Here is a 25,421-nt window from a genome sequence, read left to right as displayed (position 1 = left end):
ATTTGATCAGTGGCGTGGCAGAGACTGCAGCAAGGTCTCGATCTCTTCAAAGCTCGGCCGCGCCAACACATCAGGCTGGCAGCAGCGTTTTTGCAGCGCGACCAACGCCTGGTCGTTGAACGGCGTGTCAACGCGCTCCAGCAACTCCCCCAGCAGTACCCCAAACGCCCGCACTTCAATACGCTGCAACGCCTGGGTTTCCACGGTGTCCGCCGTGGCATGGAACGACGCCGCGCCAAAATCCCCGAGCAAGCAATCACCTTCGGCATTCCACAGAATGTTGTGGCCGTACAGGTCGCCATGGGTAATGCCGTGGCGGTGCAAATGGGCCGCCACCGACGCTATGCCGCGCGCCATGCGCAAGGCCACTTCGGGACTGAAGCGCGTGTCGGGCGCGTAGATATCGCGCGTGCAGGACGCCAGGCTCGGCAGCGCGGCAAGGTTGCGATAGCTCGGGTCGATCAGGTCCATCACCAGCGCGGCCTGGTCATCGGGATGGCCCACCACGCGGCCTTCCACCTTGATCAGGTTGGGGTGCAGCCCGGCGGCGATGCAGGCCTGCATTTCGTGCAGCGGAGAGCCGTCGCTGGTGATCGTGCCTTTGTACAGTTTGACTGCGACAGACAACCCCCGCGGTCGCCACGCCGCCTTGCGAATGATCCCCGAGGCGCCTTCGCCCAGTACTTCGCCCAGTTCGAGTTCCGACCAGGGGATGTTCGGTGTCGCGTCATCGCCCGCCACAGCCACGGCCATTTCCACCGGGTTACCGGCATAGGCCAGCCAGGTCAGGCTCGGCAGCGTCAGCAGCCACTGCGGCAATTGCGTCAGGCGGTTGGCGGCGATGCGGATCAATTCCAGGTTGTGGCAGTTGGCCAGGCTTTGCGGCAGGTGCGCCAGTTGGTTGCCGGCCAGCATCAGTTTCTGCAGCAACGGCCGCTCGCCCAATTCGCTGGGCAATTGGCTGATGCAGTTATCGGTGAGGATCAGCCAGCGCAACTGCGGCGGCAGGGCGGCGGCGGGCACGTGGCTGATCCGGTTGGCCTTGAAGCCGATCATGCTCAGCTGTGCGCACTGGCCCAGGCACGTCGGCAGCTCGGTGAAGGCGTTGTCCGAGCAGAACAGCACGCGCAGGTGCGACAAGCGATGCAGGTCTTCGGGCAGGCTGCTCAGGGCGTTGCCCGTGAGGTTGAGGATTTCCAGGGAGTCGGCCAGTTCGAAGATTTCCCGCGGGAATTCGGTCAGCCCGCAGGACAGGTCCAGGCGCGTGATGCCAGCCAGTTGGCCGGTCTTGAGTTGGGCGAGGGTATTCATGAACGGCGCAGTCACTCGGCAAGAGGGCGTAAAAAGGCGCTCATGATACCGGGTGAGGCGCCGGTTGCGGGCAGACGGTTTGCAATTGGTTCAGGCGGCTCGCGGTGCGAGCGAGGTCGATGGCCTGCCCTTCAAGGGCATGCGCCAAGGGGTGTTGGCCGATCAGCGTCAGGCGTTTGTCCTGGTCGTACAGCACGTCCACCAAGTTGATGAACCGCTGTTGCACGGCAATCGGGCAGTCTGCCAACTGGGGCAGCCCGTCGACGATCCAGTGGTCGAAGTCCTCGCAGAGCAGCAAGTAATCCATCACGGCGGTGAGTTGTTCGCACAGGTCGTTGAAGGTGAACGCGAGGGTTGGCGCCTGATGGTGGCGACATATCAGCTGGCGGTTGCCGACCGTCAGGCGTTGCGCGGGGCAATCGGTGGTGGGCAGCCCGAGCATTTCACGCTGGGCGGGCGTGCCCGGCCAAACATACTGGCCGGCGCTGAAGTGCTGCTCGGCATGCGCTTGGGGCAAGCTGCGAAAATCCTGGGGTGAGCTGACCTCCAGCACGTCCATCCGCGCGGCAATCAGGTCGATCACCGGTTTGAAGCGTTCGTGGTACAACGGGTTGGGCAGCAGCCCCTCGGGTGCATAGTTTGAGGTCACCAGCACCAGCACGCCGCGTTCGAACAAGGCTTTGAACAACCGGCTGATAAGCATGGCATCGCCGATATCGTGAACATGGAATTCGTCGAAACACAGCACCCGGCATCCCGCCAGCAGCTCATCGAGGGTCACGCCCAGGGCGTCGTCGTGCTCACGGTGCGCAAACATGCCCCGATGCAGGCGGGCAAAAAACGCATGGAAGTGCACGCGCTGCTTGTCGGCAATCGGCAGCGCCTGGAAGAACCCATCGAGCAGCCAGCTCTTGCCGCGCCCCACCGGGCCGTGCAGGTACAGGCTGCGCGTTGCACGGTTGGCGAGCAGGTGCTGGGTCTCGCGGGCGAGGGCGGCAATCGCCCGGTTTTGGCCTGCGCTCAGGGTATAGCCCTGTTGCCTGGCTTTGTTCTCAAAGAACACCGGGATAGGCGAGGGGGCCAGGACGGCGGTTTTTTTGCCCAGCAAACGCTGAATCAGGGGAAGCACAGCCAATGCAAGTCACTCTGTCGTGCGGTGGTCGCTCACTTTAGGGCGCCCGAGGCGATTTGACCAATAGAGAAGCGCGCCGCCAGCTATCTCGAAAAAGCATGGCGTGGGGGTAATCCTGGGCAAACTGGCGGTTTCTCCTTAAATGGCTAACCTCATACACAGTTGTTACCCCTGTATAAGGAATTGGGGCTGTGAAGGGACGAGCAGTATTGGCAGTGATGGGCGCCATACTCTGTAACACGGTTTACGCTGCGCAACTTCAGGTAGAAGTGCGCATCGACGTGCAACGGGGCTGCCAGCTGGTGGGCATCACCCGCGATGCGGGTATCGAGCAGCTGGGCGTGTTGGACTTTGGCAGCGGCCCGCGTCTGGATGACCCGGCCGGCCCGTTGAGTGCGGCCTTGATCAGCCAGCGCCAGCCGCGCTTGGAATGCAACCCGGACACACCCTATCAAATGCGCGTTGACGGCGGCCTGCATGGCGGCGTCGGCGAAGTGCGCTACCTCAGCGCCGCGACCCCCTCGAGCAAACCTATTCCCTATCGCCTTTACGCCGACGCCGCGCGACGTATTGCCTTGCCCGTGAATGAACCGCTCAGTGGCCGCGTGCCGGACTCGGGCAGCGTCGACTTGCCCTTATATGGCCGCATCGAACCGCTCAAGGACATCCCCGCCGTCGGCCGCTACACCGACCTGCTCAAGGTCACGGTCACATGGTAAGCCGGGGCTGGGCCCTCGTGGCCATGGGCGGCCTGTTGCTGCTGGCGGAGGACGCCCAGGCGGCCGTGGCCGGGCAGATTCATGCGCGGCTGGTGATAACCGCCAGTTGTGAGGTGAGCAAGGGCGCCGCAAGCTCGCCCGTGAGCGCGCCCGTGAGCCCTGTGGGCGGCACGGCAATGCTCGATTTTGGCAGCCAGGGCCCGACCTGGATCAACCCACTGGGCGCAGCCGTTTCCGATGGCGACAAGGCGCCGCTGTCGGTGTCCTGCAACCCGTCGGTGGTCAGCAGTTTCACCGTGACTATCGACGGCGGCGCGCACGGCGATGGCACCACGCGACGCTTGAGCAACGGGCGTCAGACCATTCCGTATCGGCTGTCGGCTGATCCGCTGGGCCACAGCACTTACAGCGTTGGCCAACAACGCAATTTCGTCGTGACCAAGGGCACGCAAGTACCGATCCCGGTATTTGGCTCGGTGGTGGCGAATACCAGGGCCCTACCGGCCGGCATCTACACAGACACCCTGACGGTGACTCTGGATTGGTAAATCATGAGGATGAACATCATGCATGCACTTGTATCGAAAGCAGTTTTTCCATTGATGGCACTGGTGTGGGTGTCAAGTACGCAGGCGGCCACGGTCGCCGGCACCGTCACCGCAACGCTGGTGCTGACCAGCAGTTGCCAGGTCAATGGCGCGGCGGCCACCGGCGGGATGAGCTTCGGTAACTTGAACTTCGGTACGGCCAACAGCCTGTTCACTGAAGCCGACGGCCAGGTGCTGGGCGGCGGCGGTGGCGCGTTGTCGATTCTGTGTTCGGCGGGCACTTCACCGACGCTGACCGTGTCTGCCGGCGCCAACGACGGCAAGTCCGTGGGCGGTGGGCGCGCGCTGTACGACGGTGTGGCCAATTACGTGCCGTATGACTTGTTCACCGACAGTGGCCACTCCAATTTGCTCGCCATCGGTGGGGTGATCAACCTGGCACCCAGCACGGGCGTGGCCCAGGCCGTGAATATTTACGGTAAGGCCAACGGCAAGGCCGGGCTGCCGGCCGGGACTTACACCGACACGGTCAACGTGACGCTGACGTTCTAAGCGCCATGAGCCGGGCAGGGTGGGCGGCGTGTGTGGTGTGCATCGGCTGGGGCATGCCGGTATCGCTGCTGGCGGTGACCAGTCAGTCGTTCCAGGTCAGCGCGACCATCACCCCTGGATGCCTGGTGGTGGGTGGCGGCACGAACTACGGCAGCCTGGCCTTCGGCACTTATTCGGCCCTGGCGACCAGCACCGCGTCTGTCGCACTCACGGCGGGCGTGACCCTGCAATGTACACCGGGCGTCGCGCTGAGCATGAGTGTCGATGGCGGTTTGCACAACAACAGCGGTCGGCGGATGCAGCTCAATAGCGGCACTGCCCAAGTGGCTTATCAACTGTTTCGGGACGCGGCGTTCAGCCAGAGCCTGGGCATCAGCCAAAGCGTGAGCGTGGCCTACAGCAACGCAGCCAGCATCACCTTGCCGATTTATGGGCGAGTGCAGTTACCGGGTAATACGCCTGGGGGGACGTACAGCGACACGTTGCAGGTGCAGCTGTCGTGGTAAGGCGATTGGCAATGAGGAGTAAGACTTATGTATGCAGCTTCCCGGCACTTTTGGGCAGCAGGTTTGAGCGCGTTGTTGGCGTTGACGGCAGGGCAGGCGCAGGCGGCAAGCTCCGTGCTGATCTGGCCGATTGACCCGGTGCTGGAGGCCGACCAACAGGCCAGCGCCCTGTGGCTGGAAAATCGCGGCACGGAGACCGCCAACCTGCAAATCCGCGTGTTTGCCTGGACCCAGAGCGGTTTTGACGAGCAGTACCAGAACCAGCGCGACGTGATCGGCAGCCCGCCGGTGGCGAAAATCGAGCCGGGGCAGAAACAGCTGGTGCGCCTGACCCGGACCAAAGAGGTGCCGCCGGGCCGGGAACTGGCCTACCGGATCATCATCGATGAAATCCCCCCGGCCACGCCGCCTGCGGCCCCGGCTGATGGCAAGACGGCCGCCGCGATTCGCTTCCAGATGCGCTATTCGGTGCCGCTGTTCGCCTATGGCCCGGGCCTTTGGAGCAAGGTTGATGGCACACGCGAGCGCGACCCCAAAAGCGCCGGCAAGCCGGACCTGAGCTGGAAAAAGGTCACGGTGGGCGGGCGCAACTACGTCGAAATGCGCAACCAGGGCGCCGTGCACGCGCGCTTGACCGACGCCACGTTCAAACAGGGCGGCCAGCCGCGACCGCTGGTGGAAGGCCTGATGGGCTATGTGCTGCCGGGCGCAACCATGCGCTGGCCGGTGCCGGAGGGGCTGCCGGCTGATCAGCCGCTGCAGGTGCGAGTCAATGGTGCGACGCAATTGGAGAACCTTGCACCCGGGCGATAAATCAGTGCGGTAGGGCATGGAGCAGCCCTTGGTGTTAACGGATGGAGATGTCCATTGATGGACGCAAAGCCTTGGTGAGCCATGAACGGGCGAGAGGTTTATGGCGATCGGTGTGGGTGGTGAGTGGCCTGTCTGGCCTGGTGCTTGCGGCGCCGAGTGTGGCCGCGCCATTGCCGCCCCCTCCCAGCAGTATGGAGGCTGTTGCCGATGCGCAGTTGTTTCTGGAACTGGTGGTCAACCAGAGGGATACCGGGCGCGTGGTCGCCGTCAATCAGCGTGCCGGGCAGTTGTTTTTGCCGGCGTCGGTGTTGCAGGACATCGGTATGAAGCTGCCGGGTGAGGTGCCCGCCGAGGTTGCGCTGGAAAACCTGCCAGGCATGCACACCGATTACGACAGCCAGGGCCAGCGCCTGATGCTCAGCGTGCCGCCGGCCTGGTTGCCGGAGCAATTTATCGGCAGTCGCGACAATTACCCGCGCACCCAGGCGCTGACCAGCTTTGGCGCGCTGCTCAACTATGATGCCTACCTCAACGACACCGATGACGCCGGCACCTACCTCGGCATCTTCAACGAAGTCAGGTTGTTCGACACCTGGGGCACCTTGTCCAACACCGGCCAGTACCGCACCACCCTTGGCCGGGAGACAGCCGGCAGCAGCCTGTACAACGGCTATCGGCGTTATGACACCACGTGGCGGTTTTCCGACGACGAGCGCCTGCTGACCTATGAGGCCGGCGACGTGATCAGTGGCGCCTTGCCGTGGAGCACCTCGGTGCGTCTTGGCGGGGTACAGGTGTCGCGCGATTTTGGCGTGCGTCCGGATTTGGTCACCTACCCGCTGCCACAGTTTGCCGGTGAGGCCGCCGTGCCGTCGTCGGTGGACCTGTTTATCAACGGCTACAAAACCAGCAGCGCCGACCTGCAGCCTGGGCCGTACACCCTGACCAACGTGCCGTTCATCAACGGCGCGGGTGAGGCGGTGGTGGTGACCACCGACGCCCTGGGCCGGCAGGTCTCGACCACGGTGCCGTTCTACGTCACGAGTACGCTGTTGCAAAAGGGCTTGTCGGACTTTTCGGTGGCGGCGGGGAACCTGCGCCGCGACTACACCGTGCGCGATTTTGGCTACGGCGCCGGCGTGGCGAGCGGTACCTTTCGGTACGGGCTGTCGGATGCGTTTACCCTGGAAAGCCACGCCGAAGCCGCGGGTGACCTGGCCCTGGGCGGTGTCGGCGGCAACCTGCGCATGGGCAACTTCGGCGTGCTCAATACCGCCGTCAGCCAAAGCCAGTTCGACGGGCGCACAGGCCAGCAACTGAGCCTGGGCTACCAATACAGCAATCAGCGTTACAGCGTGTCTTATCAACGGGTAGAGCGCCGCGATGAATACGCCGACCTGAGCCTGGTCGACACGCCCTATGCCAGCCTCAGCAAGCGCAGCCAGCAAGCGACCTTGAGCCTGAACCTAAACGATTTTGGCAGCCTGGGCGTGGGCTATTTCGATGTGCAGGCGGCGGATGATTCTCGTACCCGCCTGGTGAACATGACCTGGAGCAAAGCGCTGTGGCGCAACAGCAGTTTTTACCTGTCGGCCAACCACGAAGTCGGTGATAGCAGCTGGGCAGTGCAGGCCCAAGTGGTGGTGCCCTTCGACATCTACGGCAGCCTCAGCGTGGGCAGCGAACGCAGCAAAACCGGAGAAAGCCAGCAGCGCGTCAACTACAGCCGGGCAGTGCCGGCCGAGGGCGGCGTGGGCTTTAACCTGGGTTACGCCAGCGGTGACGGGCCGGCTTATCGACAGGCCGACCTGACCTGGCGCCTGCAGTCGGTGCAATTGCAGGCCGGCGTGTATGGCAACCGCGACGCGCAAACCCGTTGGGCGGATGCCAGTGGCTCGCTGGTGTGGATGGACCACCACGTGTTCGCCGCCAACCGTGTCGACGATGCGTTTGTGGTGGTGAGCACCGATGGCGTCGGCGGCGTACCGGTGCGCTACGAGAACCAAGTGGTGGGTGAGACCGACCGCAACGGGCACTTGCTGGTGCCGTGGACCAGCGCCTACTACCGGGCCAAATACGAGATCGACCCGCTGAACCTGCCGGCCAACATGCAAGTGCCCAACGTGGAGCAACGCGTGGCCGTGCGCCGGGGCAGTGGTTACTTGCTGGAGTTTCCGGTGCGCCAGGTGCTCGCGGCGAGCATCACCCTGGTCGACGCCCAGCATCAGGAATTGCCCCTGGGCAGCCAGGTGCGGCACGAGCAAAGCGGCGCGCTGGCGGTGGTGGGGTGGGACGGCCTGGTCTACCTGGAAAACCTGGCGGCGCACAACACCTTGCAGGTCACCGTCGGCGATGGCCAGACCTGCCAGGCGACGTTCGAACTGGATACCACGCAGGAGCAGGTACCGCTGATTGGGCCACTGGTGTGCCAATGACATAAGGAGTGTGCGTGTGCGGGTCAAGGATTGGCTGTTGCGGTTACTGCTGTTGGCAAGCCTGGGTGTGTCGGTGCAGGTGCAGGCGGTGTGCACGGTGGGCGCCACCGTGCCGGCCAGTTTCGGCACCACGGTGAGTTCAATGACCGTGCGCACCACCTCCCAGCCGAGTTCGACCACCAACGCTGGCTTGAGCTGCACGTCAGCGCTGCTGTCAGTCTTGACCTCGAGTGACCATTTCTATGCGACCGTCACCGGTTCCGCGCAAGGCGGCCTGGTTGGGCCGACCGGGGACGTCATCAGCTATACGATCTACGCCAACAACACCACCGCGTTCCCAATGACGCGCGGCACCGCGTTCGATTTTGGCGGCAGCGGCGGCATTGCCGCCTCCCTTGGCCTGGTGTTCGGGCCGGGCACCAAAGTTGTGCCGCTGTATTTCGCCACCACCATCGGCAGTAACGTGGCGGCAGGTGTGTACAGCGAAACCCTGAATATCGCCTGGAACTGGAACTACTGTTCGGGCATTGGCATTGGTGGGATTTGCGCGGGCCGCGAGATCAACAACGGCACCACCACGCTGAATGTGAGCATGACCGTGGTCAATGACTGCCAGATCACTACGCCCGCCATCGCCTTTGGCAGCGCGCCGGTGGTCAGTGCATTTTCCACCTTCAACGGGCAGGCCAGCGTGGCCTGCACCAAGGGCAGCGCCTACACCGTGGGCCTCGGTGACGGGCAGAACCCGGTGAGTGTGGGTGGCCGCCGGCAAATGGTGTCCGCCGGTAACTTCCTTGCTTACGACATCTTCAAGAGTGCCAGCACGACCCGCTGGGGCAGCGTGGGCACGGCACGTCGGGCCAGTTCAACGGCCGAGGTCAACCCTGGCAACGGCCTGGGCACGGGCAGCCAGGTGTTCAACTACAACGCCAAGGTCTATACCGACCAGACCACGCCGCCGAGCGGCATCTATCTGGACAACGTGGTGCTGGACGTGGGCTTTTAGAACTTCATCATCTGCGTGGTTGGCTGGTCCACCGGGCTGACCATCGCGTAGTTGTAGCCGCTGCCGGACCAGTACTCGGCCTGCAAGCCATCGGCGCTGCGGCTGCCGCGGGGCAGGAAGCCGTTTTCCGGGCCGGGCGGGCGGATGTAGAAGCTGATGCGCCGGCCTTGCGGGTCTTCGTACAGCACCATGGCGGCAGCGCCCTGCTCAGTGGTGAGCAAGCGCCCGCTGACCGGTTTGAAACCTGCCTGGCTCAAGTCCGGCAGGCGGTGCGCCTGGTTGAAGTAGCGATCCAGCCAGGCCTGCATCGAGCCGCCGTCCTGGGCTTTGTAGTCGGCGGGCATGATGCCGTCCTGGGCAAACAGGCGGAACGCCTGCATGGCGTCGGCCATCGGCAACAGGGCAGGCTGGGTCGCTTCGCGGGCGTGCCAGCCGCCAACACCGCCCAGGCTGACGGCGATCAACAGCACGGCAGCCGTGGCGAAGTGGCGGCGCGATTGGTGTTTGATGCGTTGGCGAATCAGCGCCGGGTCCAGCTCGGGGTTGGCCGGTTGTTGCAAGGCCCCGCTCAATGACGCGCGCAGTGCTTGCGCATCCTGTTGCCAGGCATGCACCTGGGCGGCGACGTCGGGGTGGGCCGCCAAGTAGGTTTCAAGCACGCGGCGATCGCTCTCCAGCAGTTGGTGATCGACGTAGGCATGCAAATCGCGTTCGCTGGGGGGCAGGCTGATCATTTGAGTATCCGCAGGGAAGGGCTGGCAATTTCACCATCGCTGAGTTGGCGCAGGGCCTGGCGCGCCCGGGACAAGCGCGACATGACGGTGCCGACGGGCACCTCGAGGATGACGGCAACCTCCTTGTAGCTTAACCCTTCGACCGACACCCAGAGCAACAGGGCGCGCTGTTCGGTGTTGAGTTGGTCGAAAGCCTGCAAGGCCGATTGGGCCATCACCGTGCGCTCCACCGAAGGTTGCGCGTCGTCACGGCCGGTAAAGAAGTCGAGCATGCGCGCGTAACGCCGGCTGCGGCGGTGGGCGTCGAGGAATTGCCGGTAAAGAATCGAGAACAGCCACGCGCGCAGGTCGCCTTCGATGCGTTTATCGGCCCAACGGGTGATTGCGCGTTCCAGGGTCGATTGCACCAGGTCGTCGGCGCTGCTGGTGTTACGGGTCAGGGACACGGCAAAGCGCCGCATCCTGGGGATCAGTTCACGTAACTGTTCGTCGAGTTCGTGCATGGGAATCTGGCTGGTCGCTACGCTGGGACTAGAGAGACGTCTGACGTTGAAGGTTATTCCCAAGCCTGAAAAATAAACACAGGGCCTGGGAATAGAGCGGATCGGCGTTCGTCTTAATGCTCCGACCTTATGTTTCACCGCTTAGGCCTCTGGCCCTGGAGTCACTTCATGGTAGATCACTCATCACCGCCCCGTCCTGCGTTGAGTACCGCGAGCCTGATCGCACGGCTCGCCGGTATCGGTGCCGTGGTTGCCGTTGTTGCCGGGGCGTTTGCCTACGTCAACGGCACCCTCGACCCACAGCGCCTGCGCCCCAAAACCCTGGTTAATGCCCTGGAAACCAATAACGGCCTGCACCCTGGCTTTCGCCGCAACCATGCCAAGGGCGTGTGCGTGGCGGGTTACTTCGAGAGCAGCCCCGAGGCGCGGGCGTATTCCAGTGCCCAAGTGTTCAGCGAAGCGAAAACGCCGGTGATTGGTCGATTTGCCTTGCCCAGCGGCAACCCTTACGCGCCGGACAGCAGTGTGCCGATCCGCAGCTTTGCCTTGCAGTTCAGCCAAGCCAACGGCCAGCAATGGCGCACGGGGATGAACAGCATGCCGGTGTTCCCGGTGGGCACGCCTGAAGCCTTTTACCAGATGCTCAAGGCGGGCGCGCCAGACCCGGCCACCGGCAAGCCGAACCCGGCGGGCATGCCGGCGTTTTTTGCCGCGCACCCGGAGACCGCGCCGTTCCTGGCATGGGTCAAGACGGCCAAGCCGTCGGCCAGCTATGCGACAGAAACCTACAACGGCATCAATGCGTTTTATCTGGTCAGCGCTGACGGCAAGCGCCAGGCAGTGCGTTGGGGCGTCGTGCCGCAGAGCCAGGATGCAGCGGGCGATACCGCGCCTTCAGGCAGTGACTTTCTTGAAAAAGACCTGGTGCAGCGTCTGGCATCCGGCCCGCTGCGCTGGCAGTTGAACATGACCCTGGCCAACCCCGGCGACCCGCTGGACGATGCGAGCAAAACCTGGACCGGCGAACACAAGGTGCTCAACGCCGGCACCCTGGTACTGCAGAGCAGCCAGCCGCAAGCGGACGGCGATTGCCGTGATATCAACTTTGATCCGCTGATTTTGCCCAGTGGTATCCAGGCCTCCGACGACCCGCTGCTGGCGGCGCGTTCGGCAGCCTACGCCAGCTCGTACGTGCGTCGTGCCGGTGAAGTTAGCCCGCTGCACAGCGCCCCTCAGGAGTCGAAGCCATGAATGTTCAACCACGCTATTTCGCGCCGCTGGCGCGTGTGCTGCATTGGCTGATGGCGCTGATGGTCATCGCTATGTTGTTTATCGGTGCGGGCATGGCGGCGTCGGTGTCGGAGCGCCATGAGTGGCTGATTCACCTGCATAAGCCGCTGGGGATTGCGATTCTGGCACTGGTGATCGTGCGGCTGGTGGTGCGTTTTTCCACTCGGCAACCGCCGCTGCCGGATGATTTGCCGCTGTGGCAAAGGTTGGCAGCCAAGGCCTCTCATGTGCTGTTGTACGCGTTGATGCTGGTGTTGCCGCTGCTGGGCTGGGCGATGATTTCGGCGGCCGGTGACCCGGTGATGCTCAGCAGTTCAGTGCAGTTGCCGGCGCTGGTGGGTGCGAATGCGCCGTTGTTTGCGGTGTTGCGCAAGGCCCATGGGTATCTGGCGTATCTGCTGTTTCTGACGGTGCTGTTGCACTTGGCGGCGGCGCTGTTTCACGGCTTGATTCGCCGTGACGGCGTGCTGCAAAGCATGACCGGCACCAAGGACTGATGCCGGGGGCGGGGCGGCTTAGCGCAGTGCCGTGACGATATCGGCAACCGTGCTCAATACGTCCTTGCCCAGCTGTTTGGAGCGCTCACCTGACCAACCGGTTTTCGGGTTGGGCGCATCGTCGTTGTCCTTGAAGGGCATCTCCAGGGTCAGCGACAGACAGTCGAATTTCTCTCCGACGGCATTGCAGGCCAGCGTCATGTTGGCCTCGCCCGGCAGGTCGCGGGTGTAACCGTGGGTGGTCTGGAAGTCGCGAGTCAATGCGCTCAAGTGGCTGCGAAAGTGTTTTTCCAGCGCTTCGAGGCGAGGCGTGTAGCCTGGGTTGCCTTCGCAGCCGGCGGTAAACACGTAGGGGATTTCTTCGTCGCCGTGGATATCGAGAAACAGGTCGACGCCGTATTTTTCCATCTGCTGCTGGGCGAACAGCACTTCAGGGCTGATTTCCTGGCTGGCGCTCTGCCAGGCACGATTGAGGTCCTGGCCCATGGCATTGGTGCGCAAGTGGCCGTGAAAGGCGCCGTCGGGGTTCATGTTGGGGATCAGGTACAGGTCGGCGACGGACAACAGTTTTTTCAGCTCGGCGTCACCGTCCTGTTGCAGGCGTTCGATGATGCCTTCCATGAACCATTCGGCCATGTGCTCGCCGGGGTGTTGCTGGGCGATGATCCAGACCTTGCGCTGGCCCTCGCCACCCTTGCCGCGGCGCAGCAGTTGGATATCACGGCCTTCGGCACTTTTGCCGGTGGCGAGTAACTGGGTACCGGCGCGGTTCAAGGCCTGCTCGATCAAGGCGTCGTGACGCTCGCGGCTGTAGGGTTCGAAGTAGGCGATCCAGGCCTGTTTTTCGCGGGTTTCCAGGCTGATGTGCAATGTTTCGCCATCAAAGCGCGTGGGGACGCGAAACCAGTTGATATGGTCGTAGGACGCCACGGCGTTGTAGCCGCTCCAGGCATTTTTGTAAGAGGACTGACTTGCGTTACTCAGGCGAAAGGTGTGGGTGTGGCCCACGTGCATGCCTTCGGCCTTGAAGTGGAACCACTGGAAGTGTGCGCTGCGGGTGTCGGGTTTGATCGCCAGCAATAACTGATAGGCATCACTCGCATCCAGAACCTGGATGTTGCCACTGTCGAAGTCGGTGCTGATCTTGATGGAGGTCAAGGCCACGGTCATAGTCTGATTGCCTGAATATGAGTGTTGTGGCGGATATCTTACACAGGAGTCAGGCAAAATCTTGATGCAATATTTTTGCACGGGGGAGGGGGGCATCATCCCTGACGCAGCAGCAGCTTAGAATCTATGAGATTGATTCTCAAGCGCTATTTCGGAAAGATCGGGCCTGGAGCGCTCGTTCGGCTTTCTTTTGAAGATGGTCTTTTGCTACCATGCGCGCCATCAAGCAACACACAGTCTTCATTAGCCTGAAGCCATGCCAGGGAAACTGGCAAAAAAAAGACCCGGCCAAAGAGCCGGGTCAAAAACCGTGATTAGCCTGATGAGGAGATATTCCAAGAGTCCGACCTAAGGTCCCTTGGTTTATCGACTGATCTCGCGATCAGCTGAGCCCAATAATAATCATTATCATTTGCAAGTCAAATGTTTTTATCCGTGGGATAGAAATATTTTTGCTTCGTGTCTGTTATGCGTTTGCCTGAGCCGCTGGCGACTGCAACGTCCGCTCCACCATCACCTTCGCCATATCAATCAAATACACCACTGAAAACGCCAGGTCCCGCTGGTTGCCCTGCCGGCTGCTCGCCAGTTCGTAGGCCGCCGCTGCCGCGCTGCGCAACAGCTCCGAAGCATGCACCAGGGCATCCTCGTGGCTGACGTTGGGCTTGATGTCGAAGAAGCTCTCGTCCGGGAGCGGTGCCGACACATCTTCTTTCAAGTAATGATCCAATGCGCGCTGGGCCGCGCCGCTGGTGCGCAGCCCCGACAGTTGTTCGGTTTCAGCGGTGCCGGGCAGATGATACGGGCGGATCGTCATGAGGGTGGCTACTCTGAGTGAATGTCGAAAACCTGCGCCTGATACTAATACGAATCGTATTTATGTCATTTGATGGATTACTACAAACTGTTTATTGTCGTGGCATCTGCACAACGTATTGTCACGGCCCATGGATAACTGGATAGCGTTGGTCAAAGCCAACATGAAAGACCGCAAGGTCACACAGGATGAACTGGCTGAACGCCTGGGCATGTCCCAGGGCGGCGTGGGCCATTGGCTCAACAAGCGCCGCGTGCCAAGCCTGGCGGACATGAACCGGGTGCTCGCCGAGTTAGGGTTGGAGTATCTGGAGGTTGCGCTGGAAATTCGGCAGAAAGCCGATCAGGCCCCGCCCCTGGAAAAACACTACAACCCGTATTTTCGCTACCCGGTCAGCGACTGGAAGGGCGTCTGCGAAATACGTGAAGAGCGCCCGGCCTACGGCGCCGCACGTTTTGAACTGACCGATTACCACGCCCGGGGCGAAGCCTACTGGCTGCCCGTGACGGGAGACGCGATGACTGCCCCCAGTGGTTTGAGCATTGGCGCTGGCATGTTGATTCTGGTGGACCCGGCCATTGACGCCGAACCCGGCAAACTGGTGGTCGCCCAATGGGCCGACAGCCCCCAGGCAACCTTTCGCCAGTTAATGGAAGAAAGCGGCCAGCGTTACCTGGTGCCGCTCAATCCCACCTACCCCAAGCAGCTGTTCACCGACGACTGCCGAATCCTCGGCGTTGTCGTGCAGGCCACGGCGAAGTTTTAGTCCGCTGTTTCAAGCGCCACCAGGGCACTGCCTTCGGCAACCATTTCACCTTCCTGGCAAAACAGCGCCTTGACCACGCCAGCGTGCGGCGCGCGAATGCTGTGCTCCATCTTCATCGCCTCCAGTACCACCAATTGTGTACCGGCTTCGACGGCCTGGCCGACGTCCACCAACACCCGCACGATGCTGCCGTTCATCGGCGCCGTGAGCCCACCCTGATGAGATTGGCTGGCCTCGACCGCTGCAATCGGGTCGAACAGGCTCACTGCATGCATCTCGCCGTCCCAGCGCAGGTACACGCACCCTTCGCCGCGCACCGCCAGATGGGCACGGCGCACGCGGTTGTGCTCGAGCCACAACTGCTCGCCACGTAACTGCGCAGCGCCTCCACCCAACGTCACTCGACGATCCTGCGCGCCGCTGCTCAAATGCAGCGAAACCTCGGCAGGCAGCCCCGCGCGAAACCCCCGCGTGTCCGCCCACGGCCCATCACCTGCCGGCAGACTCTGCATAAGCGCTGAGCCTGCGGCCTGCCAGAACTCGTCGCTGAACTCGCCCGGCACCGGCAACAACTCAGCCTGATAGCGCGGAATAAACCCGGTATCCAATTCAGCCGCCGCAAACGCCGGATGGCCGATGATGCGCCGCAAAAAGCCCAGGTTGGTCTTGAGCCCACCCACCGCGAACTCATTGAGCATGCTCAACAAGCGCAGCCGCGCCTGTTCACGGTCTTCGCCCCAGGCAATCAGCTTGCCCAGCATCGGGTCGTAGAACGGCGAAACGCTGTCGCCTTGTTGTACCCCGCTGTCCACGCGACGGCCCGGGCCGGGTGCGGATTCGCGGTACAGCGCGAGGTGCCCGGTGGCCGGCAGAAAATCATTGGCCGGGTCTTCGGCATACAAGCGCACTTCAATCGCGTGCCCGATCAAGGGCACCTGGTCCTGGGTGATCGGCAGTGGCTCGCCCTGGGCGACACGGATCTGCCAGGCCACCAGGTCGAGGCCGGTGATCGCCTCGGTCACCGGATGTTCCACCTGCAGCCGTGTGTTCATTTCCATGAAGAAAAACTCGCCACGCGCGTCGAGTAAAAACTCCACCGTGCCCGCGCCCACATAGCCGATGGCCTGGGCCGCGCGCACGGCGGCTTCGCCCATGGCTTTGCGCTGTGCAACGCTCAGGCCCGGCGCCGGCGCTTCTTCCACGACCTTTTGATGGCGACGCTGAATCGAGCAGTCGCGCTCATTGAGGTACAAACAGTGGCCGTGCTGGTCGGCAAAGACCTGGATTTCCACATGACGCGGCTTGATCAGGTATTTCTCCACCAGCATCTGCCCGTTGCCAAACGACGACAGTGCCTCACGCTGGGCGGAAGCCAGGGCCTCGGCCAGTTGGCTGACGTCCTCGACCACCTTCATGCCCTTGCCGCCACCGCCCGCGGTGGCCTTGAGCAGCACCGGGTAGCCGATGCGCTCGCAGGCCGCGCGGAAGGTGTCCAGGTCCTGAGCTTCGCCGTGGTAACCCGGCACCAGCGGCACGCCGGCTTTTTCCATCAGCGCCTTGGCGGCCGATTTGCTGCCCATTGCATCAATGGCCGAGGCGGGCGGGCCGAGGAAGATCAACCCGGCGGCTTCAATCGCGCGAGCAAAACCGGCGTTTTCCGATAGAAACCCATACCCGGGATGGATCGCCTGGGCGCCGCTGGCTTGGGCGGCGGCAATCAGCTTGTCGATTTGCAAGTAGCTGTCGGTGGCCTTGCTGCCACCCAGGTCGACACGGATGTCCGCCTCGCGGCTGTGGCGCGCGTCACGGTCGATGGCGCTGTGTACCGCCACGGTGGTCAGGCCCATGGCCTTGGCGGTGCGCATCACTCGGCAGGCAATTTCGCCGCGGTTGGCCACCAGCACAGTCGTCAGTGGGCTCATGAACGCGGCTCCTGTGCTTGCCAGCTGGGCGGACGTTTTTGCAGGAAGGCGCGCAAGCCTTCCTGGCCCTCGGCGCTGACGCGAATCCGTGCGATGGCGTTTTCGCAATAGCGGCGCAACGCCGGGGTGAGGGCGCCGTTGCCCACTTCGCGCAACAAGTCCTTGCTGGCGCGCATCGCCGCAGGGCTGTTGAGCAGCAGGTTGGCGATCCAGTGTTCGACGTGCTGATCCAGCTCACCGGCGGGGTAACTTTCTGCCAGCAGGCCAATGTCGCGTGCCCGCTGGCCGCCAAAACGCTCAGCGGTCAGGGCATAACGCCGCGCCGCACGTTCGCCGATGGCCTGCACCACGAACGGGCTGATCACCGCCGGAGCCAGGCCGATGCGCGCCTCCGACAGGCAGAACTGCGCGTCATCGGCGCCGATGGCCATGTCGCAGCAACTGATCAAGCCCAGCGCGCCGCCATAGGCCGCGCCCTGCACAACAGCCAGGGTCGGGATTTTCAGCTTGGCCAGGTTGTACATCAACTCCGCCAGCTCGCGGGCGTCGTCCAGGTTGGTGTGGTAGTCCAGCTCGGCCGATTGCTGCATCCACGCCAGGTCGGCACCGGCACTGAAGTGCTTGCCGCGCCCACGCAGCACTAGAAAGCGCAACGACGAATCGCCCTGCACCTGGTCGAGTGCGATGATCAGTTCGCGGATCATTTCGGCGTTGAACGCGTTGTTCTTGGCTTCGCGGCTGAGCCACAGCGTGGCAAAACCACGGCGGTCGGTGATCAGTTCGAGGGTGTTGAAATCGCTCATGGGGTACAGCTCCATTTACATGCGGAACACGCCGAAGCGGCTCGGCTCGATGGGGGCGTTCAGCGAAGCGGACAAGGCCAGGGCCAGCACGTCGCGGGTCTGCAGCGGGTCGATGACGCCGTCATCCCACAAGCGCGCGCTGGAGTAATACGGGTGGCCCTGGGTTTCATACTGGTCGAGGATCGGCTGCTTGATCGCGGCTTCCTCTTCGGCGCTGAAGCTTGCGCCAGCGCGTTCGGCTTGTTCACGCTTGACCTGCACCAGCACGCCGGCCGCCTGTTCGGCACCCATCACGCCGATGCGTGCATTGGGCCACATCCACAAAAAGCGCGGGTCGTAAGCCCGGCCGCACATGCCGTAGTTACCGGCACCAAAGCTGCCGCCGATGATCACCGTGAATTTGGGCACCTTGGCACAGGCCACCGCGGTCACCAGCTTGGCGCCGTGCTTGGCGATGCCGCCGGCTTCGTACTTCTGGCCGACCATGAAGCCAGTAATGTTCTGCAAAAACAGCAGCGGAATCCCGCGCTGACAGGCGAGTTCGATAAAGTGCGCGCCTTTTTGCGCGGCTTCGGCGAACAGAATCCCGTTATTGGCCAAAATCGCCATCGGGTAGCCGTGCAAGTGCGCAAAACCACACACCAGCGTGGTGCCAAACAGTGCCTTGAACTCATCGAACACCGAGCCGTCGACCAGCCGCGCGATCACTTCGCGCACATCAAACGGCTGCTTGGCATCGGCCGGGATCACGCCGTAAAGCTCTTCGCTGCTGTACAGCGGCGCCACCGGCTGGCGTTGCTGCAACTGCCCCTGTTTGCGCCAGTTGAGGTTGGCCACGCTGCGCCGCGCCAGGGCCAGCGCGTGTTCATCGCTGTCGGCATAGTGGTCGGCCACACCGGAGATCTTGCAGTGCACGTCGGCGCCGCCCAAGTCTTCGGCGCTGACCACCTCGCCGGTCGCCGCTTTCACCAGCGGCGGGCCGGCGAGGAAGATGGTCGCCTGCTGACGCACCATGATCGCTTCGTCGGCCATGGCCGGCACGTAGGCACCGCCCGCCGTGCACGAGCCCATCACCACCGCAATCTGCGGGATGCCCTGGGCGCTCATATTCGCTTGGTTGAAGAAGATCCGCCCGAAGTGCTCGCGATCCGGGAAGACCTCATCCTGACGCGGCAGGTTGGCGCCACCGGAGTCCACGAGGTAGATGCACGGCAGGCGGTTCTGCTCGGCGATGGTCTGCGCGCGCAGGTGTTTTTTTACCGTGAGCGGGTAGTAGGAGCCGCCTTTTACCGTGGCGTCGTTGGCGACAATCATGCATTCGACGCCTTCCACGCGGCCGATCCCGGCAATCACCCCGGCCGCCGGCACGTCTTCGCCGTACACCTGATGGGCCGCCAGTTGGCTCAGTTCAAGGAACGGCGAGCCCGGGTCGAGCAAACGATTGATCCGCTCACGGGGCAGCAGTTTGCCGCGCGACGTGTGCCGCTCTTGAGCCTTGGCGCCACCGCCTTGCTGCACGTGGGCGAGCAGGCTGTGCAGGGCGTCGACCTGTAGGCGCATGGCTGCGCTGTTGTCGGCAAATTCTGCCGAGCGCGGGTTGAGTCGGGTGTGCAAGGTGGCCATGGGCGCTCCTTCAGCGGGTTTCGTTGAAGAGTTCGCGGCCGATCAGCATCCGGCGAATCTCACTGGTGCCGGCGCCTATTTCGTACAGCTTGGCGTCACGCAGCAGGCGCCCGGCGGGGAATTCGTTGATGTAACCGTTACCGCCCAGAATCTGAATGGCGTCCAGGGCCATGTGTGTGGCGCGCTCGGAGCTGAACAGGATTACCCCGGCGGCGTCCTTGCGCGTGGTCTCACCGCGCTCGCATGCCTGCGCCACCGCGTAGAGGTAGGCGCGGCTGGCATTGAGCTGGGTGTACATGTCGGCGACCTTGCCTTGGATCAGCTGGAATTCGCCGATGCTCTGGCCAAACTGCTTGCGGTCGTGGATGTACGGCACGATCAGGTCCATGCACGCTTGCATGATGCCGATCGGGCCGCCCGCCAGCACCACGCGTTCGTAGTCCAGGCCGCTCATCAGCACTTTCACGCCGCCATTGAGTGCGCCGAGGATGTTTTCTTCGGGCACTTGCACGTCATCGAAAAACAGCTCGCAAGTGTTGGAGCCGCGCATGCCGAGCTTGTCGAACTTGTTGCTGCGGCTGAAGCCTTTCCAGTCGCGCTCGACGATAAACGCGGTGATGCCGTGAGGGCCTTTTTCCACGTCGGTCTTGGCGTAGATCACGAAGGTGTTGGCATCAGGGCCGTTGGTGATCCAGGTCTTGCTGCCGTTGAGCACATAGTGGTCGCCGCGTTTTTCGGCGCGCAGTTTCATCGAGACCACGTCGGAGCCGGCATTCGGTTCGCTCATGGCGAGGGCGCCGATATGCTCGCCGCTGATCAGCTTCGGCAGGTATTTGAGCTTCTGTTCGTGGCTGCCGTTGCGGTTGATCTGGTTGACGCACAGGTTTGAGTGAGCGCCATAGGACAAGCCGACTGACGCCGAACCTCGGCTGATTTCTTCAATGGCCACCACGTGGGCGAGGTAGCCCAGGCCGGCGCCGCCGTACTCTTCCGGCACCGTAATGCCGAGCAGGCCCATGTCACCGAACTTGCGCCACATATCGGCGGGGAACAGGTTGTCACTGTCGATTTGAGCCGCGCGGGGCGCGATTTCCTTGGCCACGAAGGACTGCACCTGGTCGCGCAGCATGTCGATGGTTTCGCCGAGGGCGAAGTTCAGGGACGGGTAACTCATGGACAGGCACCTTAATGTGAGCTTTGTTGTTGTGTGGTTGAGCGCCGGGGAGGGCGCTCACCTTTACGTTAACGTAAGCTTGCGTTGCGACGCTGTCAATCGTAGTTTACGTTTACGTCAAGCAGCCGCCGTCCACCTTACAAAAAAGACAAAAGGGGTCGTTATGGATCAACCGAATCAGAGCTACAGCCGTGGCTCTCAGGACAAGACCTTGCTGGCCATGACCATTGGCCAGGCCTTCGATAACACGGTCTCGCGCTATCCCGAGGGTGAAGCGTTGGTGGTGCGCCATCAGCAACGCCGCTACACCTGGCGGCAACTGGCCCACACGGTTGATTTGCACGCCCGTGCGTTTCTGGCCCTGGGCATGCAAGCCGGTGACCGCCTGGGCATCTGGGCGCCCAATTGTGCAGAGTGGTGCATCACCCAGATTGCCAGTGCCAAGCTTGGTGTGATTCTGGTCAACATCAACCCGGCCTACCGCAGCAGTGAGCTGGAGTACGTGCTCAAGCAGTCCGGTTGCCAATGGCTGGTGTGCGCCGGGTCATTCAAAACCTCTGATTACCACGCCATGCTGCAGGCACTGAGCCCCAACCTGGGCGCCATGATCAGCCTCGATCCCAACCCACCGCAGGGGTTTCTGCCCTGGTCGCAGCTGGCGGCCCTGGGGGCTGGCGTCCCGCCCGAACAGCTGCACAGGCGCCAGGCCAGCCTGCACTTCGACCAGGCCGTGAACATTCAGTACACCTCCGGCACCACCGGGTTTCCCAAGGGCGCCACCCTCAGTCATCACAACATTCTCAATAACGGCTACATGGTTGGCGAAAGCCTGGGCCTCACGGCGCAGGACCGGCTGGTGATCCCGGTGCCGTTGTATCACTGCTTTGGCATGGTCATGGGCAACCTTGGCTGCATCACTCACGGCACCACGATGATCTACCCGAATGACGGCTTTGATCCGCTGCTGACCCTCAGCGCCGTCGCCGAAGAGCGCGCCACCGGCCTCTACGGCGTGCCGACCATGTTCATCGCCATCCTCGATCATCCTCGCCGCGGCGAATTCGAGCTGACAAGCTTGCGCACCGGGATCATGGCCGGGGCCACATGCCCTATCGAGGTGATGCGCCGCGTCATCAGCGAGCTGCACATGGGTGAAGTGCAGATTGCCTACGGCATGACCGAAACCAGCCCGGTGTCACTGCAAACCGGTGCCAACGATGACCTGGAGCGACGCGTCACTACCGTGGGCCGTACCCAGCCGCAGCTGGAAAACAAGATTATCGACACTGCTGGCAATACCGTCGCGCGCGGTGAAATCGGCGAGCTGTGCACGCGCGGCTACAGCGTCATGCTCGGCTACTGGAACAACCCCGACGGCACCCGTGACGCCATCGATGACGCGGGCTGGATGCACACCGGCGACCTGGCGACCATGGATGAACACGGTTACGTATGTATTGCCGGGCGCAACAAGGACATGATCATTCGCGGTGGCGAAAACGTGTACCCGCGCGAGCTCGAAGAGTTTTTCTTCACCCACCCGGCGGTGGCAGATGTGCAAGTTATTGGCATTCCGGATGAGCGTTACGGTGAAGAGATCGTCGCCTGGGTCAAGTTCCATCCGGGCCATATGGCCAACGAGCTGGAGCTGCAAACCTGGTGCAAGGGCCGCATCGCGCATTTCAAGACGCCCAAGCATTTCAAATTCGTGGAAGAGTTTCCGATGACGGTGACGGGCAAGATCCAGAAATTTCGCATGCGCGAAATCTCGATTGAGGAGCTGAAAACCCAGTCCAACTGACAACCCAAACCCATGTGGGAGCGGGCTTGCTCGCGAATGCGCAGGGTCAGCCAGCTCATCTGTCAATGACACACCGCCTTCGCGAACACGCTTTTTGATCGATGCCAGACGAGCGTTTGTCGAATCCCGGAAAGCACAAAGGGGACCCGAAGGTCCCCTTTAATTTGTCGTTGCGTGCTCTTTTTTATTATTGAGGGGCGGCCTGTTGTTGTTTTTGGCAACCGTTACCCTTTACCGCTGTTTTGGGCGACCCCCATTCGGGGTCAAGAGCAAACGTATTTTTTTGAGCGCTGATCTGCTTCTTCGTTACCGATCCAACCAGTGGCAGCTACCTGAGGTAGTTTTATTTTTCTCTAACCGGTTGCGGGTTTCGGCATGCCGTACCCTGCGAAGCACATCTTCTCCAAAAAAATCTGTTAGCTGCGTCTCTGCCGTGTTGTTTTTGTTATGTCAGAGTCGTTTCGTCTTATTTTTATTAGGTTTGGCGCTTTTTATTCTTGTTATGCAATAGAGATAGCAGAAGCCGTGCCAACTTTTAAAAATCCTTTAAAATCAGCAGGTTGAATTTTTTATAAGAAATCGCCTACAGCGAATGCGACAAAATATGTTCCCGTGTTACTCGATATGTAGCGGTGCGGTAACACATTGTCACAGCCGCTCTACTCAACTGGCGTTACGCGCCTTGGCCACCCGCGACCCGGTGGGCCGGCCGAGCACGCTGCTGATTTGCTGGCCCGCGAGAATTAGCGCCTGCAGGTCGATGCCCGTGTCGATACCCAGACCGTTGAGCAAATACACCACGTCTTCAGTCGCCACATTACCGCTGGCGCCCTTGGCGTAGGGGCAGCCGCCCAGGCCCGCGATGGAGCTGTCGAACACCGTGATCCCTTCCAGCACACTGGCGTAGATATTCGCAATCGCCTGGCCGTAGGTGTCATGGAAGTGCCCGGCCAACTTGTCCCGTGGCACCTGCGCGCCGACCACCTCAAAGAGCCGCCGCGTAGCGCCCGCCGTGCCAGTGCCGATGGTGTCGCCCAGGGAAACCTCATAGCAGCCCATGGCGTACAACTCGCGCGCGACCGCCGCGACCTGTTCCGGCGCGATGTCACCTTCGTAAGGGCAACCCAACACACACGACACATACCCGCGCACGCTGACGCCGTGCTGCTTGGCCGCCGCCATGATGGGCGCAAAGCGCTCCAGGCTTTCGCTGATGGAGCAATTGATGTTGCGTTGGGAAAACGCCTCGGACGCGGCCGCAAACACGGCGACTTCCTTTACGCCCGCGGCCACGGCATCTTCAAAACCGCGCAGGTTCGGTGCGAGTGCGCCGTAGGTCACGCCGGGTTTGCGTTGTATTTGCGCAAACACTTGCGCCGACCCGGCCATCTGCGGGACCCACTTGGGCGAGACAAAGCTGCCCACTTCGATATAGCTCAAGCCCGCGCCGGTCAGGGCATCCACCAGTTGGACCTTGTCGGCCACGCTGATGGGCTGGGCTTCGTTCTGCAGGCCGTCGCGCGGGCCGACTTCCACCAGGCGTACGTGTGAGGGGAGGGGCATGATGGCTACCTTATCGTTATTGGCCAACCTGGCTCATGGTCTGCGCCAGGGCCTGGGTGCAGCGCTCTTCGGCGGTGTCCAGTTCCAGCTTCATCTGTTCGATATCCAGCAGTTGTTGCTCAAGCTGCTCACGGCGTTCGGCGATTTTGGCGAGCATGCTGTTGAGTTGGATGTGGTTGCCGCTGCTGGGGTCGTAGAGTTCGATCAGCTCGCGGCACTCGGCCAGGGAGAAACCGATGCGCTTGCCGCGCAGGATCAGTTTGAGGCTGACCTTGTCGCGCGCCGAGTAGATGCGCTCCTGGCCCCGGCGTTCCGGGGCCAGCAGGCCTTGTTCTTCATAGAAGCGAATGGCGCGGGTGGTGATGTCGAGCTCGCGGGCGAGGTCGGAGATGCTGTAAGTCGTGCTCATGGGGGCGCTCAAGAAGGTCTTGGCCTAAGCTAATGTCAGGTTGACGTGAACGTCAAGCTGCCTTTCCAACCTTATGAGCGGGCGTGTTGTGGCGAGCAGGCTTGCCCTGCGTTGGGTGTGACGCGCCAGCAATAAACATTGACTCAATTTTTCAGGGAAAACGCGGCGCCTGGGTTTGGGGCTGCTACGCAGCCCAACGCAGGGCAAGCCTGCTCGCCACACAGGGCCTGCTTGTCACACAGGGCCTGATCACCACAAAAAGTCTGCTTGCCACAGGTCAGGCATGCTTGCCATCGAGCTTTTTCTCATGCGCCGTCACCTGTTGGCACAACTCAATCATTTGCTCGCGCATCCAGCGGTTGGCCGGGTCCTGGTCGGTGCTTTCGTGCCAGTACAAGTGAGTTTCCACAGGCGGCACATCGTTGACCGGCAGGTTGAACCAGTGCAATTCATGGCGCCGGGCAAAGCGCTCGGGCACGGTCATCACCATGTCGGTCTGCTGCAACACTTGCGAGGCCATCAGGTAATGCTGAGAGCGCAGGGCGATCTTGCGCTGGATGCCCATCTTGCCCAGGGCCAGGTCCACATGGCCCAGGCCGTTGCGGCGGCTGGAGATATGGATATGCGTCAGCGACAGGTAGTCATCCAGCGTGAATTTGTCCTTGCCCGCCATCGGATGGCCCTTGCGCATGGCGCACACGTAGCGGTCTTCCATCAGCTTGACGTGGCGCACTTGCGGGTCGGTGTTAAGCGGCGCATCCACGGCAAAATCCAGGCGTCCGGCGGCGAGTTCCTTGGTGGTTTCGCGGCGTTTGGACAGGAAACTCTCGATCACCACCGTCGGCGCCAGGCGGCGCAGGCGCTGAAACAACAGCGGCAGAATCACCGCTTCGGTGAGGTCGGTCATGCTGATGCGGTAGGTTTTGGCCGCCTGCTGCGGGTTGAAAATCCGGCTTTCCTGCACCGACACCCGCAGCAACGACAACGCATTGCGCACCGGGCCGATGATGTTCTGCGCCATCGGCGTGGGCACCATGCCCTGGGCCGTGCGCACGAACAACGGGTCATTGAAGGTTTCGCGCAAGCGCGCCAGCGCGTTGGACACCGCCGGCTGGGTGATGCCGACGATCTGCCCGGCACGGGTCAAGTTGGCTTCGGTGTAGATCGCATCGAAGACAATAAAGAGGTTGAGGTCGACCTTGCTCAGATTCATTTCGTTGCGCTCTTATTGTTAGGTGGCGATTTGTCAGGTGCTCAGGCGCCGATCATATATCGGTGATGAATGTTAATACACGCCGAGAATAGGCTAGGTAAATTATCAGCGCTG

Annotated in this window: 24 protein-coding genes; 11 read left to right on the top strand and 13 right to left on the bottom strand. The window is 62.1% G+C overall.

Translation table 11 applies throughout. The features are described 5' to 3' along the window. Nucleotides 1–6 precede the first annotated feature (6 nt). Nucleotides 7–1,311 carry a protein kinase gene (locus tag NTD89_RS10860; protein WP_262207550.1) on the bottom strand — a complete coding sequence of 435 codons (1,305 nt, stop codon included), beginning with the start codon at nt 1,309–1,311 and terminating at the stop codon, nt 7–9. Between the two features lie 40 nt (nt 1,312–1,351). After that, nucleotides 1,352–2,446 (bottom strand): cell division protein ZapE, encoded by a 1,095-nt coding sequence (zapE, locus tag NTD89_RS10855; RefSeq protein ID WP_262207548.1) that lies wholly within the window; start codon nt 2,444–2,446, stop codon nt 1,352–1,354. A 215-nt stretch (nt 2,447–2,661) separates the two neighbouring features. On the opposite strand from zapE, the gene NTD89_RS10850 reads away from it, so the two are divergent. The 7 genes from NTD89_RS10850 to NTD89_RS10820 are packed head-to-tail and all read left to right on the top strand — an operon-like array spanning nt 2,662 to nt 9,022. Further along, nucleotides 2,662–3,162: a spore coat U domain-containing protein gene (locus tag NTD89_RS10850; RefSeq protein ID WP_164487989.1), complete on the top strand. Its 501-nt coding sequence runs from the start codon at nt 2,662–2,664 to the stop codon at nt 3,160–3,162. Next, nucleotides 3,156–3,710 carry a spore coat U domain-containing protein gene (locus NTD89_RS10845; protein ID WP_262207546.1) on the top strand — a complete coding sequence of 185 codons (555 nt, stop codon included), beginning with the start codon at nt 3,156–3,158 and terminating at the stop codon, nt 3,708–3,710. Before NTD89_RS10850 ends, NTD89_RS10845 begins: the two co-directional genes overlap by 7 nt. 18 nt (nt 3,711–3,728) lie before the next feature. Then, complete coding sequence (locus tag NTD89_RS10840; protein WP_262207545.1) at nt 3,729–4,262, top strand: spore coat U domain-containing protein; 534 nt, start codon at nt 3,729–3,731, stop codon at nt 4,260–4,262. Nucleotides 4,263–4,267: 5 nt separating this feature from the next. Continuing rightward, entirely contained in the window at nt 4,268–4,768 is a 501-nt protein-coding gene (locus tag NTD89_RS10835) for a spore coat U domain-containing protein (RefSeq protein ID WP_370003162.1), read from the top strand. Between the two features lie 27 nt (nt 4,769–4,795). Further along, nucleotides 4,796–5,581, top strand: coding sequence for a molecular chaperone (locus tag NTD89_RS10830; protein ID WP_262207544.1), 786 nt, complete (start codon nt 4,796–4,798; stop codon nt 5,579–5,581). Nucleotides 5,582–5,622: 41 nt separating this feature from the next. Next, nucleotides 5,623–8,016: a fimbria/pilus outer membrane usher protein gene (locus NTD89_RS10825; protein WP_262207542.1), complete on the top strand. Its 2,394-nt coding sequence runs from the start codon at nt 5,623–5,625 to the stop codon at nt 8,014–8,016. Nucleotides 8,017–8,032: 16 nt separating this feature from the next. After that, entirely contained in the window at nt 8,033–9,022 is a 990-nt protein-coding gene (locus NTD89_RS10820) for a spore coat protein U domain-containing protein (protein WP_410017207.1), read from the top strand. On the opposite strand, the gene NTD89_RS10815 is transcribed toward NTD89_RS10820, so the two are convergent. Further along, on the bottom strand, nt 9,019–9,756 hold the full coding sequence (locus NTD89_RS10815) for an anti-sigma factor family protein (RefSeq protein WP_262207540.1): 738 nt from the start codon (nt 9,754–9,756) through the stop codon (nt 9,019–9,021). The genes NTD89_RS10820 and NTD89_RS10815 overlap by 4 nt on opposite strands. Continuing rightward, nucleotides 9,753–10,259, bottom strand: a complete 507-nt coding sequence (locus NTD89_RS10810) for a sigma-70 family RNA polymerase sigma factor (RefSeq protein WP_106578821.1) — start codon at nt 10,257–10,259, stop codon at nt 9,753–9,755. The genes NTD89_RS10815 and NTD89_RS10810 overlap by 4 nt, the downstream gene beginning before the upstream one ends. A gap of 168 nt (nt 10,260–10,427) precedes the next feature. On the opposite strand from NTD89_RS10810, the gene NTD89_RS10805 reads away from it, so the two are divergent. Further along, a complete protein-coding gene (locus tag NTD89_RS10805; RefSeq protein WP_242199361.1) occupies nt 10,428–11,510 on the top strand; it encodes a catalase family peroxidase in 1,083 nt (360 codons plus the stop codon). Further along, nucleotides 11,507–12,046: a cytochrome b gene (locus NTD89_RS10800; protein ID WP_106578819.1), complete on the top strand. Its 540-nt coding sequence runs from the start codon at nt 11,507–11,509 to the stop codon at nt 12,044–12,046. Before NTD89_RS10805 ends, NTD89_RS10800 begins: the two co-directional genes overlap by 4 nt. An 18-nt stretch (nt 12,047–12,064) precedes the next feature. Here the strand turns inward: NTD89_RS10800 and NTD89_RS10795 are convergent, their stop codons facing one another. Both NTD89_RS10795 and NTD89_RS10790 read right to left on the bottom strand, forming a co-directional pair. Continuing rightward, nucleotides 12,065–13,216: a M14-type cytosolic carboxypeptidase gene (locus NTD89_RS10795; protein WP_242199364.1), complete on the bottom strand. Its 1,152-nt coding sequence runs from the start codon at nt 13,214–13,216 to the stop codon at nt 12,065–12,067. 466 nt (nt 13,217–13,682) lie between these two features. Next, on the bottom strand, nt 13,683–14,033 hold the full coding sequence (locus NTD89_RS10790; protein WP_262207535.1) for a DUF6124 family protein: 351 nt from the start codon (nt 14,031–14,033) through the stop codon (nt 13,683–13,685). 130 nt (nt 14,034–14,163) lie between these two features. On the opposite strand from NTD89_RS10790, the gene NTD89_RS10785 reads away from it, so the two are divergent. Next, nucleotides 14,164–14,799 (top strand): LexA family protein, encoded by a 636-nt coding sequence (locus NTD89_RS10785; RefSeq protein WP_262207533.1) that lies wholly within the window; start codon nt 14,164–14,166, stop codon nt 14,797–14,799. Here the strand turns inward: NTD89_RS10785 and NTD89_RS10780 are convergent. The 4 genes from NTD89_RS10780 to NTD89_RS10765 are packed head-to-tail and all read right to left on the bottom strand — an operon-like array spanning nt 14,796 to nt 20,321. Further along, nucleotides 14,796–16,721 carry an acetyl/propionyl/methylcrotonyl-CoA carboxylase subunit alpha gene (locus tag NTD89_RS10780; protein WP_262207531.1) on the bottom strand — a complete coding sequence of 642 codons (1,926 nt, stop codon included), beginning with the start codon at nt 16,719–16,721 and terminating at the stop codon, nt 14,796–14,798. The two genes, NTD89_RS10785 and NTD89_RS10780, sit on opposite strands and share 4 nt — an antisense overlap. Then, nucleotides 16,718–17,524: a gamma-carboxygeranoyl-CoA hydratase gene (locus NTD89_RS10775; protein ID WP_242199373.1), complete on the bottom strand. Its 807-nt coding sequence runs from the start codon at nt 17,522–17,524 to the stop codon at nt 16,718–16,720. Before NTD89_RS10775 ends, NTD89_RS10780 begins: the two co-directional genes overlap by 4 nt. A gap of 15 nt (nt 17,525–17,539) precedes the next feature. Further along, nucleotides 17,540–19,147 (bottom strand): carboxyl transferase domain-containing protein, encoded by a 1,608-nt coding sequence (locus tag NTD89_RS10770; RefSeq protein WP_262207530.1) that lies wholly within the window; start codon nt 19,145–19,147, stop codon nt 17,540–17,542. Between the two features lie 10 nt (nt 19,148–19,157). Beyond that, nucleotides 19,158–20,321: an isovaleryl-CoA dehydrogenase gene (locus NTD89_RS10765; RefSeq protein WP_242199379.1), complete on the bottom strand. Its 1,164-nt coding sequence runs from the start codon at nt 20,319–20,321 to the stop codon at nt 19,158–19,160. A 163-nt stretch (nt 20,322–20,484) separates the two neighbouring features. Between NTD89_RS10765 and NTD89_RS10760 the strand changes: the two genes are divergently transcribed. Beyond that, nucleotides 20,485–22,122, top strand: coding sequence for an AMP-binding protein (locus tag NTD89_RS10760; RefSeq protein WP_262207529.1), 1,638 nt, complete (start codon nt 20,485–20,487; stop codon nt 22,120–22,122). A 663-nt stretch (nt 22,123–22,785) separates the two neighbouring features. Here NTD89_RS10760 and NTD89_RS10755 read toward each other — a convergent pair. The 3 genes from NTD89_RS10755 to NTD89_RS10745 all read right to left on the bottom strand — a co-directional run bounded on the left by NTD89_RS10755 (nt 22,786) and on the right by NTD89_RS10745 (nt 25,307). Further along, a complete protein-coding gene (locus NTD89_RS10755) occupies nt 22,786–23,685 on the bottom strand; it encodes a hydroxymethylglutaryl-CoA lyase (RefSeq protein WP_242199382.1) in 900 nt (299 codons plus the stop codon). Between the two features lie 16 nt (nt 23,686–23,701). Next, nucleotides 23,702–24,094, bottom strand: coding sequence for a MerR family transcriptional regulator (locus tag NTD89_RS10750; protein ID WP_106578810.1), 393 nt, complete (start codon nt 24,092–24,094; stop codon nt 23,702–23,704). 277 nt (nt 24,095–24,371) lie between these two features. Further along, on the bottom strand, nt 24,372–25,307 hold the full coding sequence (locus NTD89_RS10745) for a LysR family transcriptional regulator (RefSeq protein WP_262207527.1): 936 nt from the start codon (nt 25,305–25,307) through the stop codon (nt 24,372–24,374). Between the last annotated feature and the right edge of the window lie 114 nt (nt 25,308–25,421).

The sequence above is a fragment of the Pseudomonas sp. 14P_5.3_Bac1 genome (genome assembly GCF_025466135.1).
Taxonomy (GTDB): Bacteria; Pseudomonadota; Gammaproteobacteria; order Pseudomonadales; family Pseudomonadaceae; genus Aquipseudomonas.
This window is presented reverse-complemented; position numbering and strand designations above follow the sequence as displayed.